Genomic DNA, 16,002 nt, shown 5'->3' on the forward strand with positions numbered 1-16,002 from the left:
AGGAGGACCTTGTAGTCGTATGGATATTCACATGAAAAAGAACCTGCCGTCCGCGGCAGATGAACATTTAAACCGTGCCCGTATGCTCATTGCCTGTCCGGATGGACCGGGGATTGTAGCAGCGGTATCGCATTTTTTGCATCAGCATGGTGCAAACATCGTTCAGTCGGATCAGTATACGATGGATCCGGCTGGTGGTATGTTTTTTATGCGAATCGAGTTCGATTTGCCTGAGCTTGATAGCAAACTTTCTGAGCTGCAGAAATCCTTCTCGGGCGTAGCTGATAAATTCCAGATGGAATGGAACATAAATCATGTCGCTCGTAAGAAGCGGCTTGCTATTTTCGTATCGAAGGAGGACCACTGCTTGGTAGAACTGCTCTGGCAGTGGCAAGCTGGTGATCTGGATGCGGATATCGCCCTTGTGGTCAGCAACCATCTCGATATGAAGGAATATGTTGAATCCTTTGGCATTCCGTACCACCATATTCCGGTCACGGCTGATACGAAACCGGAAGCCGAACAGCGTCAGCTTGAGGTGATCGGTGACGATATCGATGTCATCATATTGGCTCGCTACATGCAGATCATATCGCCAACCTTCATCAAGCATTATCGGAACCGGATTATCAATATCCATCATTCCTTCCTCCCGGCGTTTGTCGGAGGTAAACCTTATGCCCAGGCTTATCAGCGCGGTGTGAAGATTATCGGCGCTACGGCGCATTATGTGACAGAGGAGCTGGACGGTGGACCAATCATTGAGCAGGACGTACAGCGGGTCAGCCACCGTGATGACGTTAATGAGTTGAAACGCATCGGGCGCACCATTGAACGGGTTGTTCTTGCGAGAGCAGTCAAATGGCATATCGAGGACCGTATTCTCGTCCATAACAATAAAACCGTCGTTTTTTAAAATATAAGTATTTCTCGTAGAAACGGCCACCGTTGTTAAGGACGGCAAAGACGTTTCATATGTGATATTCATATGAGTTTACTGGAGCAGCCGAATTTGCTGCAATTAGGATTATACATCCCGCTCCGCTTTTGGAGTGGGGTTTTTTTTGTCAAAAAAGGTCTTGACGGCAAACTTTTAGTTCCTAAGGCTCGTCATTAAGGGAGATCGTTAAAGAAGCGGTAAATAGGCCAAGGGGAAAAACGTTATGTTTAGATGGCTATTATTTATGGGAGAGGGGAATCATCATTTGTCGTTTTATAAAAAACTAACGGGGATTATGGTGTTATCTATGGTGCTGCTGCTTACAGCAGTGCTTCCATATCCGTTCCAGGGTGATACGGCTTATGCCGATGGTCCGCAAATCGGAATTAAGACAGAGCTGGGCTATAAAGGAAATATCAAGCAGGATAAGTGGTACCCGTTGAAGCTGATACTCACAAGCGACCGTGACATTTCAGGAGATATCGTGTTACGGGTAAACAACACGAACGGAAGGGGGCAGGAGGCAGCTTATGTACAGCATGTGGAGCTGCCCAAGGATACGCCCAAAGAAATTATCATAGGCATTCCTGGATTTTCCTACAGTAAAGACAATAACGAAATTACGTTTTATGAAGGCTCGTACAAGACTGGAAAACCGATATCTTTTACCACAGGAAAGAACTATATACAGAAGTCGGCAATGATGGGTGGCTTGGTCGGGGTTCTGTCCGATGATCAGGACACGATGAATTTCCTCAGTGCTTTGAACGGTAAGGGAAGCAGTTTAATCGTTACCCCTTTGAAAGAAGAGGACATTTCGAATGATCCGATGCTGCTAAATGGGTTGGATGTGTTGGTTATTAACAATTTTGCATCCGATACCCTCTCCCAGCCGAAACAGGAGTCGATTACAAATTGGGTTAAGTCCGGTGGAACGTTAGTATTATCTGGCGGGGCCGGATACGCCAAGACAGCAGCTCCATTTGAACATATTGCTCCAGTTAAGCTGAACGGGACCACAACTGTAGAGTCATTGCCCGAGTTGCAAAAGCTTGGAGGGAAGCCGCTGAAGCTGGATGGGAAATTTACGATTTCTACGGCTGAACCCGTGAAAGACGCTGTCGTTGACAGCCAGACTTCAGGAGTTCCGCTCTTTGCTTCACGCAATGTGGAACAGGGGAAAGTGTGGTATGCGGCTTATGATGTAGCAATGGAGCCCGTTAGTTCCTGGGGGGGACACAGCGATGTCTGGGCTTCGGTTTTACGTAATGAGCTCCCACTGTCTAGCAACGTGTATTATGGATCCATGATCGATAACTTGAGTTATGTATTGGATTATTTCCCATCACTGAAAATGCCTTCATTTCAAATGCTGATGTGGCTGCTCATTATTTATGCGCTAATCGTGGCACCGATTCTCTATTATATTTTGAAAAAGACTGATAAGCGCGAATGGGCCTGGTTCCTGATCCCTCTTATCGCAATCATTGCCAGCGGTACCGTATATATAATCGGTTCATCCGATAAAACCGAAGAAATGGCACATACGATAAATATTATAGAGATGGACGGAAAGGGAAGTGCGGTTAAATCAACAGCTTCTGCTTTCTTCACACCAAGAAGCGGTGATTATGAGCTTGAATTTCCTAAGAACACTTATTTGAAGACCGAGAGCTCCTACGGTGCTTTTGGCAGGGGAACGGCAGAGAATAAAAGCTATATCCGTGTTGGAGAGGAACAAACCAAGCTGGAGCTAAAAAATATGCCGCAATGGTCACTAGCAAAAATGTGGGCTGAGAATCCAGTAAATGAAGAGACGGGTCAATTAAAAGTAGATCTGAAGCTGGATGATCAGGGGCAGTTGACAGGTAAAGTAATCAATGAAACGACGAATGACCTTAAAGAAGTCGTACTCGTCATCGGTGGTAAGGCTCACAAGATGGGGGATATCGCCCGCAAAAGCTCGGCAGATGTCCCGAGCTCTGGAAAATCGGTTGTGAGAGTTATGGCTGGGGATTTGAGCAATATTCTGTATCCTTACAGTTCAAATGATCAGTATAGTCGCCAGCGGGAAATATTATCTACCTACAGCTACAGAACGAGTAACACGGTCAAAGATGCTTATATATTCGGTTGGAACGATGACAGTTTGACGAATTTTAAGCTAAAGGGCAAGGAAGTACAGAGTAACCAGCTGAATTTCTGGGTACAACCTGTGAGTATTGATTGGAACCTGAATGGTAAGGTAAACATTCCATACGGTTACCTCGTTCCTCAAGTAACGCAGTCGAACGCTCCTATGTTCTACATGAATCCGCATGGAGTGGAGATTGGACAGGGAACGATGATTGCCGAGTTTCCACTGATGTCAGAGATAGGTGCGAAGTATTCCGAGTTCTCCATTAAAGGGACCAAGCTAAGCGGAGGATTAACCATGGAAATATGGAATGCTGACGACAATGCCTGGGAGCCAATATCTGATAATAACAATGTCTTTACGGTGAAGGGAAATACCGAAAAATATATTGTGGATAAGCGGATCCGGTTCTCCGTTACCGCTAAGGATCAGGCTATGTTCCAGATGCCGGAGCTGTCGCTGAAGGGGGAAGTTATAAAATGATCGAAATTAGAGATTTAAGCAAAAATTACGGAACCTTTGAAGCACTGAAAGGCATCAGCCTTGATATCGATAAAGGAACTGTGTTTGGATTTGTAGGACCGAATGGCGCTGGGAAATCCACAACGATGTCTATATTGGCAACACTTGCGCTACCGAGCTCAGGTACAGCTAAGGTGGGCGGATATGAAGTGACAGAGTACCCGAAAGAAGTACGAAAGCGGATCGGCTATATGCCGGACTTCTTCGGTGTCTACGATCAGCTGAAGGCGACAGAGTATCTTCATTTCTATGGAGCGAGTTACGGCATCACCCGGCAGGAGCGGGAAAAGTTGATTCCCCAGCTGCTGGAGCTGGTCAATTTAAGCGATAAAGCGGATTCGTATGTCGACAGCCTTTCTCGGGGAATGAAGCAGCGTCTCTGTCTTGCACGATCCCTGGTCCATGACCCGGATGTGCTAATTCTGGATGAACCAGCCTCTGGTCTTGACCCGAGGGCACGTATTGAAATGCGTGAAATCTTAAAGGAATTAAAGCTGATGGGCAAAACGATTATTATCTCATCACACATCCTGCCGGAGCTCGCAGAGATGGTGGATGAGATCGGAGTTATCGAACACGGCGAGATGATTGCTCAAGGAAAAGTATCCGATATCCAAAACCGGCTGCGGGTTAAAAAGGTCATTCATATTCGTACTCTAGAGCATGAGGAACAGCTTGCCCAGAAACTGCGAGACGAGCCGTTTGTCACGTCCGTCTTGACAGATAATACAGGCGTTCACGTCCATTTCAGCGGCGATGACATCCAGCAGAGTGCTTTGCTACGTCAGGTTATCTCTTGGGATGTGCCCGTTGTATCCTTCCAGGAAGCGCAAAGTAATCTTGAAGATGTGTTCCTGGAAATAACCAAAGGGGGACCAAGAGTATGAATTGGAGCAGAAAATGGATCAACCCTGTAATGGATAAGGAATTCCGACTACGTATGCGGTCGCCCCGCTCCATGCTGTCAGTCCTGTTTTATGTACTGGCACTCGGTGCTGTGGCAATGGGTTTTATTTATCTCTTTTTGTATTTGGGTCAGAACGGTTCCCAGCGTTTCGATCCTACGAGAAGCCAAATGATGTTTTATGTGCTTAGCTTTGCCCAGTTGATACTTATTGCATTTATGGCGCCAGCATTGACCGCGGGAGTGATCAGCAGTGAGCGTGAGAAGCAGACACTCAGCATGTTGCTTACAACTCAGCAGAGCTCGTCCACTATCGTTCTTAGCAAGCTGGTATCGTCTCTCAGCTTCATGACACTGATCGTGCTTGCTACGCTTCCGGTTTACAGCATTGTGTTTCTGTACGGCGGTATTTCGCCTAAACAGCTCATATCGGTATTTTTATTCTATCTATTTGTTATGCTGCTGCTCGGATCGCTGGGGGTATTGTTCTCTACCTTGTTTAAACGGACAATCATAGCAATTATCGTAACGTATGGAGTGGGATTGGTCATTTTTCTGGTTACGGGTCTATTGTATATATTCTTTGTAGGAATTGAAGTGCGGAATATGTATTCGACAGGCACGCCCGTAACTCAAAGTTATTCCTGGATAGGCTATTTGCTCGGTCTGAATCCTGCGGGAGCGATGATCAGTCTGTTCGAGCCTTCATTCTCCAAGGAAATGTTCATGGTGCAGGGAGGGACGTTAAACAGCAAGGCTCCGATTGAGCTGTGGCAGGAGTTCGTTATCGTTTATTCGGTCGTCATTGTCGTCTCGTTATGGATATCCATCCGCCGAATCCGTCCTGTGCGCAGAGGGAAGCTGTTCGGCAAGCCGAAGGCATCGAAGCCTAGGGAGGTCATGTCGGAGGATTCAGGCGTTTAAGCCGTAAAAGACCGGAGGGTAGTACTGGATGGAAAATATTATGCGCTTCATTGAAACGGCCCGTCGCAGACTGCAGCGGTTCCGCATGGTTGCCTTTATGCTGTATGGGCTCACTGCCGGTTTCACAGCTGCTGTGCTGCTGCTAATTATAGGAAGGTTTGTGCCTATCCCGTGGCTTGATATCGCAGCCGCATCCCTTCCAGTAGCTAGTGCTGCAGCTGGGCTACTGTGGGGACTGCTTCGCCGTGTACCCGTTAAAGACGCCGCTTCCGTCATGGATAGTGTTCCCGAAGGGGCAGAGCGTAGCGATATGATGGTTACCGCTCTTTCTTTCAAGGAGGATAAATCACCCGCTGCACAATTTCAACGGGCACAAGCGGAACGTTACGGTGGTCGTTTCATAGCAGCGCTTAAACAGCGGCTGCCTGCACCTAAGCGTAAAAAGCAGCTTCTGATATGTTCGGCGGGCCTCGTCGCCATGCTGATCATGGTATTTATCCCTAATCCGATGGATAAGAAGGTGGAGGCTGCCAAGGAGCAGCGGAGCTGGGTTAAGGAACAGGTGAAAGAAACGGAGAAGCTGGCTGAGGAGCTGAAGAAAGATCTCCTTAAGCCGGAGGATAAGCAAAAACTACAGGAACAGATTGATGCACTGAAGAAACAGTTGGAGAATGCGAAGAACCCGGAGAAGGCTCTTGAAAAGCTGGAAGAGGTTATGAAGCAGCTGGAGAAAACGGTAAAGAAACAAGAAGAACAGGCAAAAGCCATCTCCGAGCTTGCGAAGCAGATGAAGAATAATAAGTCGTTATCGAACGCAGGAAAAAGTCTTCAGGAAGGCAATTCCGAGCAACTGAAGCAGGAAATGAAGAAGCTGACGGAGCAGGTCAAGAAGATGTCAGAGGAAGAAAAGAAACAGCTTTCCGACGCTTTAAAGAAAATGGCCGATGAAGTGGCTAAAAACATAGACGCGGACAAATTGAAGGAAGCTCTTCAAAAAGCGGCGGATTCGCTAAAGAATGGAAAATTGACAAAAGAGCAGGAAGAAGCGCTTCAAAAACTTGCCGAGGAGCTTGCCAAAGCGGCGGAAGCCAAAAATGCTTCGGACGGAGCTTCAAAAAAAGCATCAGATTTGGCAGCCGCACTGGCTTCTCAGGGCTTGAGTCTTGCTGATCAAATGGCCGCTGCAGGCATGTCTGTGTCAGACACATGGAGTTCGGGAGGAAGTGCGGAAGCACTGGCTCAGGCCGGGCTTGGTGAAGGATCGGATGGCGGGGAAAATGGTGATGGAGAGAGCTCTTCCGGGGAAGATCAAGGCGATCAAGGTGCAGGTAAAGGGCAAGGATCGGGACAAGGAGCCAAAGGTCAGGGAGCTGGCAACGGTCAAGGTCCCGGTGGCTCCGGATTAGGAAGTGGTTCAGGAACCGGTCAAGGCACCGGTGCCGGATTAGGCTCCGGAGGTCGTGAGCTGGTAACGACCCCTCGTGAGTATGAGGGGAGTGGAAACGTGAAAAATGATTCCGGTGCACTTAACGGCAAAGGCGGCGAAATTCAGAAGGGCGGTGTTTCACCAACCGTACCGGGAACCTCCAGGCCCTATGAGGAGGTATACAAGGATTATGCCGCCGAAGCCCGGAAATCGCTGGGTCGGAATCAGTTGCCGGAACAGATGCAGGGATTGGTGGAGGACTACTTCACTCAGATTAATCCCAATCCATAACTTCATAAATTTAAAGCGATAAAAGAGAGGTAGGACGGTCTATGTCTGAAATCACAGTTAAACCGCAGGAATGGGTGGAGAAAATATCAAAGCTGAGAGAGCAGATCGGTGAAGTTATCGTCGGCCAGCAGGAAGTTGTGGAGCAGATGCTTTGGTGTATTTTTGCCGGAGGGCATGCTTTGCTGGAAGGTATCCCTGGACTGGGCAAAACGATGCTCGTACGGACGGTGTCCGAAGCACTCGATCTGTCATTCTCGCGTATTCAATTTACACCGGATCTGATGCCGAGCGATATTACAGGGACGAATATTCTCTCTTTCGGCCAGCAGGGAAGCACAGGGATGTCATTCCAAAAAGGGCCTTTATTCGCAAGCATCGTGCTAGCTGACGAGATTAACCGTGCCACACCAAAGACACAGAGTGCGCTGCTTGAGGCGATGCAGGAAAAGACAGTTACCGTAGGCAGTGAGACGCATCGGCTGCCTAAACCATTCTTCGTATTGGCAACCCAGAACCCTCTTGAGAACGAGGGGACCTATCCGCTGCCGGAAGCACAGCTCGACCGGTTCCTGTTGAAGATTGAAGTTTCGTATCCAAGTGCGGATGAGTTGAAGGAAATCGTCAAACGAACAACGTCTTCGCACGAGACAGAAGTTCAGAAACAGATGTCCGCCGAAGAGCTTCTGGAAATTCAGCACGGTGCTAAAGAGGTTCTGGTCGCTGAGGAAATTCTCGACTACGCGGTCAGACTATTAATGATGACCCATCCAGAAGAAGCATCCGCACCTGAGGAGGTGCGTAAATATGTCCGCTTCGGATCTGGTCCGCGGGGAGTTCAATCCATTATATCCGTTGGCAAGGTACGTGCACTGCTCAGCGGAAGAATGCATCTATCTACAGGCGATATTCGCGCTGCCGCGCTGCCTGCGCTTCGCCATCGGTTGTTTTTAAATTTTGAAGGGCAAGCGATGGGCGTTACAACAGACAGTGTTATTCAAGCCGTGCTGGATAAATTGGAGGGATCAGCGTGAGCGGGGCCGGACATCTGCTTCCGCCCGAGTGGCTGACTCGCCTAGAGCGGCTCAGCCTGGGGGCAAGAACCAGAGTGGCCGGCACGCTGCAAGGAAAGCGGCGTTCCCGCCGTCTCGGTTCATCGCTTGAGTTCGCAGATTATCGTCTTTATGCACCTGGTGATGATGTGCGCAGGTTTGATTGGGGTGTCTATTCCAGAACAGGCAAAGCGTTTGTACGACAATTCATGGATGAGCAGGAGCTGATGGTCAGCATCTATGTGGATTGTTCTGCATCCATGAACGCAAGAACTTCAACATCTTTATTGGATTCTTCTACATCCTCAGGTACGCCTGTATCCGGAGGAATGGACTCAGGCGGAGCCAAATGGATGTTGGCTAGGCAATTAGCAGCGAGTATTGGCTATATGGCACTCTCGTCTTATGACAGACTGCAGGTAGCTTGTTACAGCCGTACACTGGATTCACGCCTGCCGATTCTCCGTGGAAAGGGTGCTGCGCATCGATTGTTTTCGCATTTGCAGCAGGCCCCTACCGGTGGTGACGGAAGTTTGGCAGCGGCACTGTCGGTACCTGGAGCATTGCCAAGGCTGTCAGGCATGACCTGGATCTTCTCGGACTTCTGGCTGGAAGGCGGCGAAGAGGAACTGTCAAGATCATTGTCACTATTGTCAGGAGCCGGTCAGGAAACCGTACTTGTGCATGTACTATCGAGAGAGGAACTGGAGCCGAGCCTCTCCGGAGATTTACGTCTGGTGGATAGTGAAAGTTTGACAGGTAAAGAGGTGGCTGTGACCGGCCGTGTGCTGGATGCTTACCGGGAGGAATTTGAGAACTATCGCCAAATGCTAGCCAGGGTATGTGCGGAGCGCGGTGTGACCTATGTGCTCATTCCAGCAGATATGCCACTGCAGGAAGCGGTGTTCGGCATTCTTGCTGGTGCGGGACTGGTTAAAGGGTAGGTGCCTGCGAGCTTGTTGTTTACATTTGTGGGGGGTCGCAGGCGTTACCGGGAGCAGTGGGTTTAAGGAGGAGGACTTTTTGGGGATTCAATCATGGCTCAGTCTATGGTTCGGGCTTGCATTGCCGGCTATCGTACTGATGTATATGTTTAAGCGGAAATATGTAGATACGACAGTGCCGAGCCATCTGTTGTGGGACCGGGTACTCCGCAACTTGGAGGCCAACCGGCCTTGGCAGAAGCTGCAAAACCGGCTTCTGTTGTGGCTTCAGCTGCTGGCAGCGGCTCTACTCATCTTCGCACTGATGCAGCCCTTCTTGTGGGTGTCCGGAAGCGGCAGCCAGCATATCGTTATCGTCGCGGATACCTCGGGCAGCATGAGCGCGAAGGTAAAACCTCTGGGCGGTGTAACGAATCAGAAAGAGGATCAGAATGGCTCTTCTAGAATGGACTTGCTTAAGGATCGGATGAAGGAATACGTGAAAGATCAAGGTAAGAGAAAAGATATTACCCTGTTGACTGTAGGGGCAAGGCCGGTCACCCTTTTATCCCGTGAAGGTGACAGGGATAAGTTTCTGAAGGCTGTAGATGAAATGCAGCCTTATTATGGACAGGCTTCCTATCGAGAGACACTGTCGCTGGCTTCGGCGCTGACCCGAGAAGAAAGTGACGTCGAAGTTGTCGTGTTCACGGACGGACAGTGGAAGGAAGATACGACTCAAACGGTGTTCAATGTTCCGGTCTCGGTTGAGAAAATTACCGGGGGAACTCCTCTTAATTTCGCAATAGAACAGTTCGGTATTTCAAACAAAGATACAGCAGGGGTTTCCAATACAGCTGTAGCTGTTATCAGCAGCAATTCGGCACAGCCGATGCCGGTGGAGGCCAACTTGTACGGTGATGACAAGCTCCTGACAAGCAGGGAGATTGAAGTACAATCAGGGGCTAAGGCAACCCTATCTTTTGCGGATATTCCCTTTGCCGAGGTGTATCGTCTGGAGCTGGCGGAAGAAGACGGCTATACCGCTGATAATGAGAGCTATGCATTTGGGATGAAGCATGGAACCTCAAGGGTGCTGCTCCTCACACCAGGCAATTTGTTTCTGGAAAAGGCTCTGCAGCTAAGCGGTGCTGAAGTTACCCGGGTCACCGTGAACAATAGCGGGGATTCCGATTCTACGAATAGTAAAGAGAAGGGTGCTGAAGATCAGAGCAATGCAGTACCCGTACCGGAAGGTAATTACAATCTGATCGTGATGGATGGACCGATGCCGGAAGCTTATCGTCAGGGGGAATGGGCAACGCTAATAGCCAAAACTCCGCTGTGGACAATCGGCACGCAAGGGAAGAAAATAGCGAATCCCGGAGGCCGGCCGGTAATGGTCAACCACCCGGTAACGTCCTATGTTTCCTTGTCGGGTGTATACATCGGTAACCTGTTGGATGAAAATCCGGCATGGGGCGAGCCAGTCATCAAGATTGGGGATACGCCGCTCGTTTATGCGGGCAAGGAGGGAGGACATTCACGGTTATCCTTTGGATTTCTGCTGCAGGACAGTGATCTCCCGTTATCATCTGAATTTCCGGTGCTCGTCAATAACGCTCTGAAGTGGATGACATCTGGAAAGGGAAGCGGATTGGGACGTTATATGGCGGGAGCTACGGCCGATATTCCGGTTGCGGCGGATACCGTGAAGGCAGTCTGGGTTCCGAAGGGCGGAATGGCGCTGCAGTCTGGTTTCCAACCATCCGAAGCTGTACGTACAGAGAAGGGATATTCCCCGGCCCAGACAGTGCCGGAAATACCCGGATTATATGCTTTTGAACAAGAGAATAAAGCAGGGGAGAAGGTGAGCCACTGGCTGGCAGTGACATCCGATCCTTATGAAGGAGATTGGTCAGCAGATAAGGGTCCTAGCGTAAGCCGTACCGCTGCGGGACAGGTAGATGGGGAGAAAAATAGTGAAGCAGTCAGCGCTACAGAAGATGCAGGTGCTTCTGCAGCGTCGCTTATACCTTGGCTTGCGGCGCTTTCACTTGCCGTGATTGCGGCAGAATGGGGGGTGTACCAGCGTGGGCGTTCAATTTAGTAGTCCGTGGTTTCTTCTGCTGTTGATTCCAGCTGGAGCATTTCTCTACTATGCTTATAAATCGGATTTCCGGCTGGGCGGTTTTCGCAAGAAGCTGGCACTGACTCTACGGACTTTTGTCATTATATTACTTATTTTTGTGCTATCGGGACTTCACGGATTTACGATACTGCGGGATAAACAGGTTGTATATTTGGCAGACCGGTCTGACAGTATGGGAGATACGTCCAGACTCAGTGAATGGATTGGAAAGTCCATGGATGCCAAAGGGGAGAAGGACGGTACGGCTATTGTTTCCACCGGCCTTGAAGGTGCGGTAGAACGGAAGCTTTCCCTTTCCGGGGAAGCAGGAGCATCCCTTAATGCGGCACTCGAGGGAAAATTCACGAGCCTTGAATCAGGTCTTCAACTGGCAGGGAATCTGTTTGAAGGTACGGCTGATTCCCGAATTGTTCTTCTCTCTGATGGGGAGGAAAATGTCGGGAGTATGGCGGCGGCAGGAAGGCTGCTGAAGGATCGTGGTATAGCAGTGGACGTTCTCCCGGTTCCCCAAAGAGAAATACGGGATGTGGCAGTTGAGGAGTTGCGTGTGCCGGATAAGCTGTATCAGGCAGAATCCTTTTATGTTGAAGTGATGATCAAGAGCACGTTCAAGACAGCCGGTGAACTCCGTATCTATGAGGACAATCGAGAAATTGGTCGGGAAGTGGTTGAAGTATCACCTGGTGAGAATCGTTTTGCAGTAAAGGGACTTGCCAAGTCACCGGGTCTTCATAGGTATCGAGCTGAAATTTTCATGGATGGCGATGAGTCCTCTGCCAACAACGTAGGGTTTGACTTCACTCGCGTGGACGGTCCGCCGAAGGTGCTGATTGTCGAAGGTACACCGGGAACGTCCGGCAACATCGCGGCTGCCCTGGAGTCCGGAATGATCGGGACCGAAGTGATTTCGCCCCATATGCTGCCATTGGAAGCAGCGAAATATGCTGTTTATGACAGTATTATTTTTAATAATGTATCTGGCAGCAATGTGGGTGGCAAGCAGATGGAGATGATCGAACAGGCAGTTCGAAGCTTCGGTATCGGATTTATGATGGCCGGAGGTGACGATAGCTTCGGAATGGGTGGTTATTTCAAAACCCCGATCGAAAAGGCGCTTCCTGTCTCGATGGAACTTGAAGGCAAACGGGAAATTCCATCACTGGGACTTATCCTAGTCATTGACCGTTCTGGCAGTATGGCTGGTAATAAAATAGAACTGGCCAAGGAATCAGCCATGCGCACGGTAGAGCTGCTGCGTTCCAAAGATACGGTGGGTGTGGTGGCCTTCGATGATAGTCCATGGTGGGTCGTTCCGCCTCAGAAGCTTGGGGATAAGGAGGAAGTGCTGAACGCCATCAGTTCCATTCCGAGTGCGGGAGGAACGAATATTTATCCCGCCGTTTCTTCGGCACTGGATGAGATGCTGACCATTAAAGCACAGAGAAGGCATATTATTCTCATGACCGACGGGCAGTCTGCTGTCCAATCCGGTTATGATGAGCTGACCCAAACCATGGTGGACAATAAAATTACTTTATCATCGGTCGCGGTCGGGATGGACTCGGACACGAACCTTCTGCAATCCCTCGCGGATGCGGCCAAAGGCCGATATTACTATGTAGAGGATGAAACGACGCTTCCTGCTGTATTCAGCCGTGAGGCGGTATTGATGGCCAAATCATACATCGTGGATAAACCATTTGTACCTGCCATGCAAAATGCGGGGGATTGGGCCTCACTGTTCGATCAAGGGCTGCCGGGATTGTACGGGTACGTAGCAACGACACCGAAAGCTTCAGCACAGACCGTGTTAACCAGCCCGGAACCGGATCCGATTCTTGCTAGATGGCAATACGGTTCTGGAAGAACTGTTGCATGGACGAGTGATCTGAGCGGAAAATGGTCGAAGGAGTGGGTGTCCTGGCCTGCGTTTGCTAACACATTAACTGAAATTGTAAAGTGGACTTTCCCGCAATTTGCTTCCTCACCTTTTGAGGTGACAACGACAGCAGCAGGCAATCAGGTTAAGCTGCAGGTCGTGTCAGATAGCGATAACCCACCGGAGAAGCTCGTTGCTAAAGTGGCTGGTGACGAGGCCGGAGAACAGACAGTGGAACTGATTCAGGAAGCGCCTGGGCGTTATACTGGAGAGGTGAACGTGTCGAAACCTGGGGCATTCCTAATGTCCCTTGAAGATGTCAGTGAAGGCAATTCGGTTCAAGCGGCGCCAGGCACAGGATTTGTTGTTCCTTATTCGCCGGAGTACCGAATTTCTTCAGGCAGCGGGGAAGATGGACTGAAGAAGCTGGCCGAGATGACCGGCGGCCGTGTTCTTTCCTGGGATAAGCCGGAGGAGGTATTCGACCGCGAGGCTACATCCCGGCAGGTGCTCCATGACTGGAGCTACCCGTTGCTCGTGGCGGCCCTCCTATTGTGGGTCGCCGACATCGCCGTGCGGCGCCTGGCTCTGCCATGGGCCGCCATCGGCGCACGTCTGGCCGCCAAGCTCCGCAGGCGGCCGGCTACAGCCGCCGAGACCGGGCGTGACGCCGGTCTCGATCGGCTCGCGGCGCGCAAAGACCGCGCCGCGAACTTCTACGGCAGCAGCGGCGGCTCCGCCAAGCCGCCTGCTGCCGACGGGTCCGTGCCCGAGCAGCCGCGTGATCGCGGCGCGGGCACCGGGGAAGCCGGGGGCGGGGGAACCGCGCCGGCTCCCGGGTCTGCTCCGGCGATGGGCCGTAAGGCCCCGCCGGAGGCGCGTGTTCCGCAGCGGCCGAAGATGCCGCAGCGGGAGAAACTCCCGGCCTCGGCGAAGCCGGCCGGGGGTACGGGCGGGCGCTCCGCAGGCCCGCCGCCTCCACCGCCGCCGCCGAAATCATCCGGCGGCAAGGCTCTGGAGGCAGAAGAGCAGAGCGGTTCCGCAATGGACCGCCTGCTCAAGGCGAAAAACCGTAATTCACGCTAGTATAGACTAACTCCTTTGTTATCTACAGTATAATGTAAGCTTTCCGCTCCCGTCTTTGGGTCATAAACCTGAAAGACGGGAGTTTTTTTGTTATTATTTTCTTATTATCAAGTAAATTCCAGCTACTCAGTTTAATAACATAAGTATAAAGAATTGCATTTGTTAAAATTTGAAATAGAGAGTAGACTTGTTTAGGCAAGCGTTCCAACAAATACCCATCGGGAGATGATTTTGATGAAAGCGTTGAGATGGCATGCTGTCAAAGATTTGAGATTGGAAAACATTGAGGAACCTAAGCCTTCCAAGGGCGAGGTTAAAATAAAAGTGGAATGGTGCGGTATATGCGGTAGTGATTTGCACGAATATACGGCAGGGCCGATCTTTATCCCTCTGGAAACTCACCCCCTCAGCGGTGATAAAGCGCCTATTGTAATGGGGCACGAGTTTTCTGGACAAGTGGTTGAAGTTGGAGAAGGCGTAACAAGAGCAAGTGTTGGAGATCGGGTCGTTGTCGAGCCGATTTATGCGTGCGGAACATGTCAGGCATGTAAGCAAGGACATTATAATCTGTGTGACAAAATGGGCTTTTATGGACTAGCCGGCGGTGGTGGCGGTTTTTCTGAATACGCAGCTGTACCCGAGGTAATGATTCATAAAATACCGGAGTCTGTATCTTATGAGCAGGGGGCTCTTGTTGAACCTTCTGCGGTAGCTCTTCATGCGGTGCGCTCCAGCAAATTGAAGGTTGGCGACAAAGCGGTAGTATTTGGGACAGGCCCTATCGGTCTACTTCTCATTGAAGCGCTGAAAGCTTCCGGAGCATCCGAGATTTATGCGGTTGAACTTTCAGAAGAACGTAAGCAAAAAGCAGCTGAGCTAGGTGCAATCATCATCGATCCGAAACAATATGATGCTGTTGAGGAAATTCATAAGCGGACAAACGGCGGAGTTGATGTTTCCTATGAAGTCACCGGCGTACCACCGGTACTGACTCAGGCGATCAAATCAACTAAAATCGGCGGCGAAACGATGATCGTCAGCATTTTTGAAAAAGAGGCATCCATTCACCCGCAAGATATCGTGCTAAAAGAACGTACCGTAACAGGGATTATCGGATACCGGGATGTTTTCCCGGCCGTGATCAGCCTGATGGCACAAGGTTATTTCCCTGCGGATAAACTGGTGACCAAGAGAATCACATTGGATGAAGTGATCGACGAAGGCTTTGAAGGTTTGCTCAGAGAAAGAAATCAAGTGAAAATCCTCGTCAAAGCCGAATAGAGAAATGACGGACCGGAATTCCAAGAAAAAATGGGATTCCGGTTTTTTCTTTAGAGATAAGACGTAAAGCATCGGAGTAAACTGCTACCTTATCTCGTGATTTTAAAGTCCGTAACGATTGCAAAACTCGTCGATTGTAGCAAATAGGGGAATGTAAGTCCGTCACGTGTTCCGCCCGGGGTTTTGTCTCGTACTAATCACTATCGATTAACGGCGATTAGCTAGTCAAGAACTTATTTTGGATTTGAGCCTCATTGCATACATAATATTCATGTAATCGCCTTATTTTAACATGCTTCAAACCGACTGCTTCCGGTTATAACCCCTCAGATAAGGGACATAATGCATGAAGGACTATCGACTCAATATAAGAGGTTGTTCAAAAAGTCCGCTACCGACCTTTTTGAACACGCACTATAAGAAATGAAAATTGTCTTATGGAAATGAAACGGCACAGATGATACAATAAGAGTCAAAATGATATTCTC

The 16,002-nt window shown here is 49.8% G+C and carries 10 protein-coding genes; all 10 read left to right on the top strand.

Annotated elements, in window-relative coordinates:
* The first annotated feature begins 19 nt into the window (after nt 1-19).
* The 10 genes from purU to AC2TF5_RS05340 all read left to right on the top strand — a co-directional run bounded on the left by purU (nt 20) and on the right by AC2TF5_RS05340 (nt 15,514).
* Nucleotides 20-916, top strand: a complete 897-nt coding sequence (gene purU, locus AC2TF5_RS05295) for a formyltetrahydrofolate deformylase (protein ID WP_491301173.1) — start codon at nt 20-22, stop codon at nt 914-916.
* A gap of 247 nt (nt 917-1,163) precedes the next feature.
* Nucleotides 1,164-3,560, top strand: coding sequence for a DUF8725 domain-containing protein (locus AC2TF5_RS05300; protein ID WP_491301174.1), 2,397 nt, complete (start codon nt 1,164-1,166; stop codon nt 3,558-3,560).
* A complete protein-coding gene (locus tag AC2TF5_RS05305) occupies nt 3,557-4,486 on the top strand; it encodes an ABC transporter ATP-binding protein (protein ID WP_491301175.1) in 930 nt (309 codons plus the stop codon). Before AC2TF5_RS05300 ends, AC2TF5_RS05305 begins: the two co-directional genes overlap by 4 nt.
* Nucleotides 4,483-5,427 carry an ABC transporter permease gene (locus tag AC2TF5_RS05310; protein WP_491301176.1) on the top strand — a complete coding sequence of 315 codons (945 nt, stop codon included), beginning with the start codon at nt 4,483-4,485 and terminating at the stop codon, nt 5,425-5,427. Before AC2TF5_RS05305 ends, AC2TF5_RS05310 begins: the two co-directional genes overlap by 4 nt.
* A gap of 28 nt (nt 5,428-5,455) precedes the next feature.
* Complete coding sequence (locus AC2TF5_RS05315) at nt 5,456-7,144, top strand: DUF8809 domain-containing protein (RefSeq protein ID WP_491301177.1); 1,689 nt, start codon at nt 5,456-5,458, stop codon at nt 7,142-7,144.
* Nucleotides 7,145-7,185: 41 nt separating this feature from the next.
* Nucleotides 7,186-8,175, top strand: a complete 990-nt coding sequence (locus tag AC2TF5_RS05320; RefSeq protein WP_491301178.1) for an AAA family ATPase — start codon at nt 7,186-7,188, stop codon at nt 8,173-8,175.
* On the top strand, nt 8,172-9,137 hold the full coding sequence (locus AC2TF5_RS05325) for a DUF58 domain-containing protein (protein WP_491301179.1): 966 nt from the start codon (nt 8,172-8,174) through the stop codon (nt 9,135-9,137). Before AC2TF5_RS05320 ends, AC2TF5_RS05325 begins: the two co-directional genes overlap by 4 nt.
* Before the next feature lie 79 nt (nt 9,138-9,216).
* The gene (locus AC2TF5_RS05330) at nt 9,217-11,226 is read left to right on the top strand and encodes a vWA domain-containing protein (RefSeq protein ID WP_491301180.1); all 2,010 of its coding nucleotides are present in this window, start codon (nt 9,217-9,219) and stop codon (nt 11,224-11,226) included.
* Nucleotides 11,210-14,233 (top strand): VWA domain-containing protein, encoded by a 3,024-nt coding sequence (locus tag AC2TF5_RS05335; protein ID WP_491301181.1) that lies wholly within the window; start codon nt 11,210-11,212, stop codon nt 14,231-14,233. Before AC2TF5_RS05330 ends, AC2TF5_RS05335 begins: the two co-directional genes overlap by 17 nt.
* A 234-nt stretch (nt 14,234-14,467) precedes the next feature.
* A complete protein-coding gene (locus AC2TF5_RS05340; RefSeq protein WP_491301182.1) occupies nt 14,468-15,514 on the top strand; it encodes a 2,3-butanediol dehydrogenase in 1,047 nt (348 codons plus the stop codon).
* Nucleotides 15,515-16,002 lie beyond the last annotated feature (488 nt).

The organism is Paenibacillus sp. JNUCC 34 (assembly GCF_058269055.1).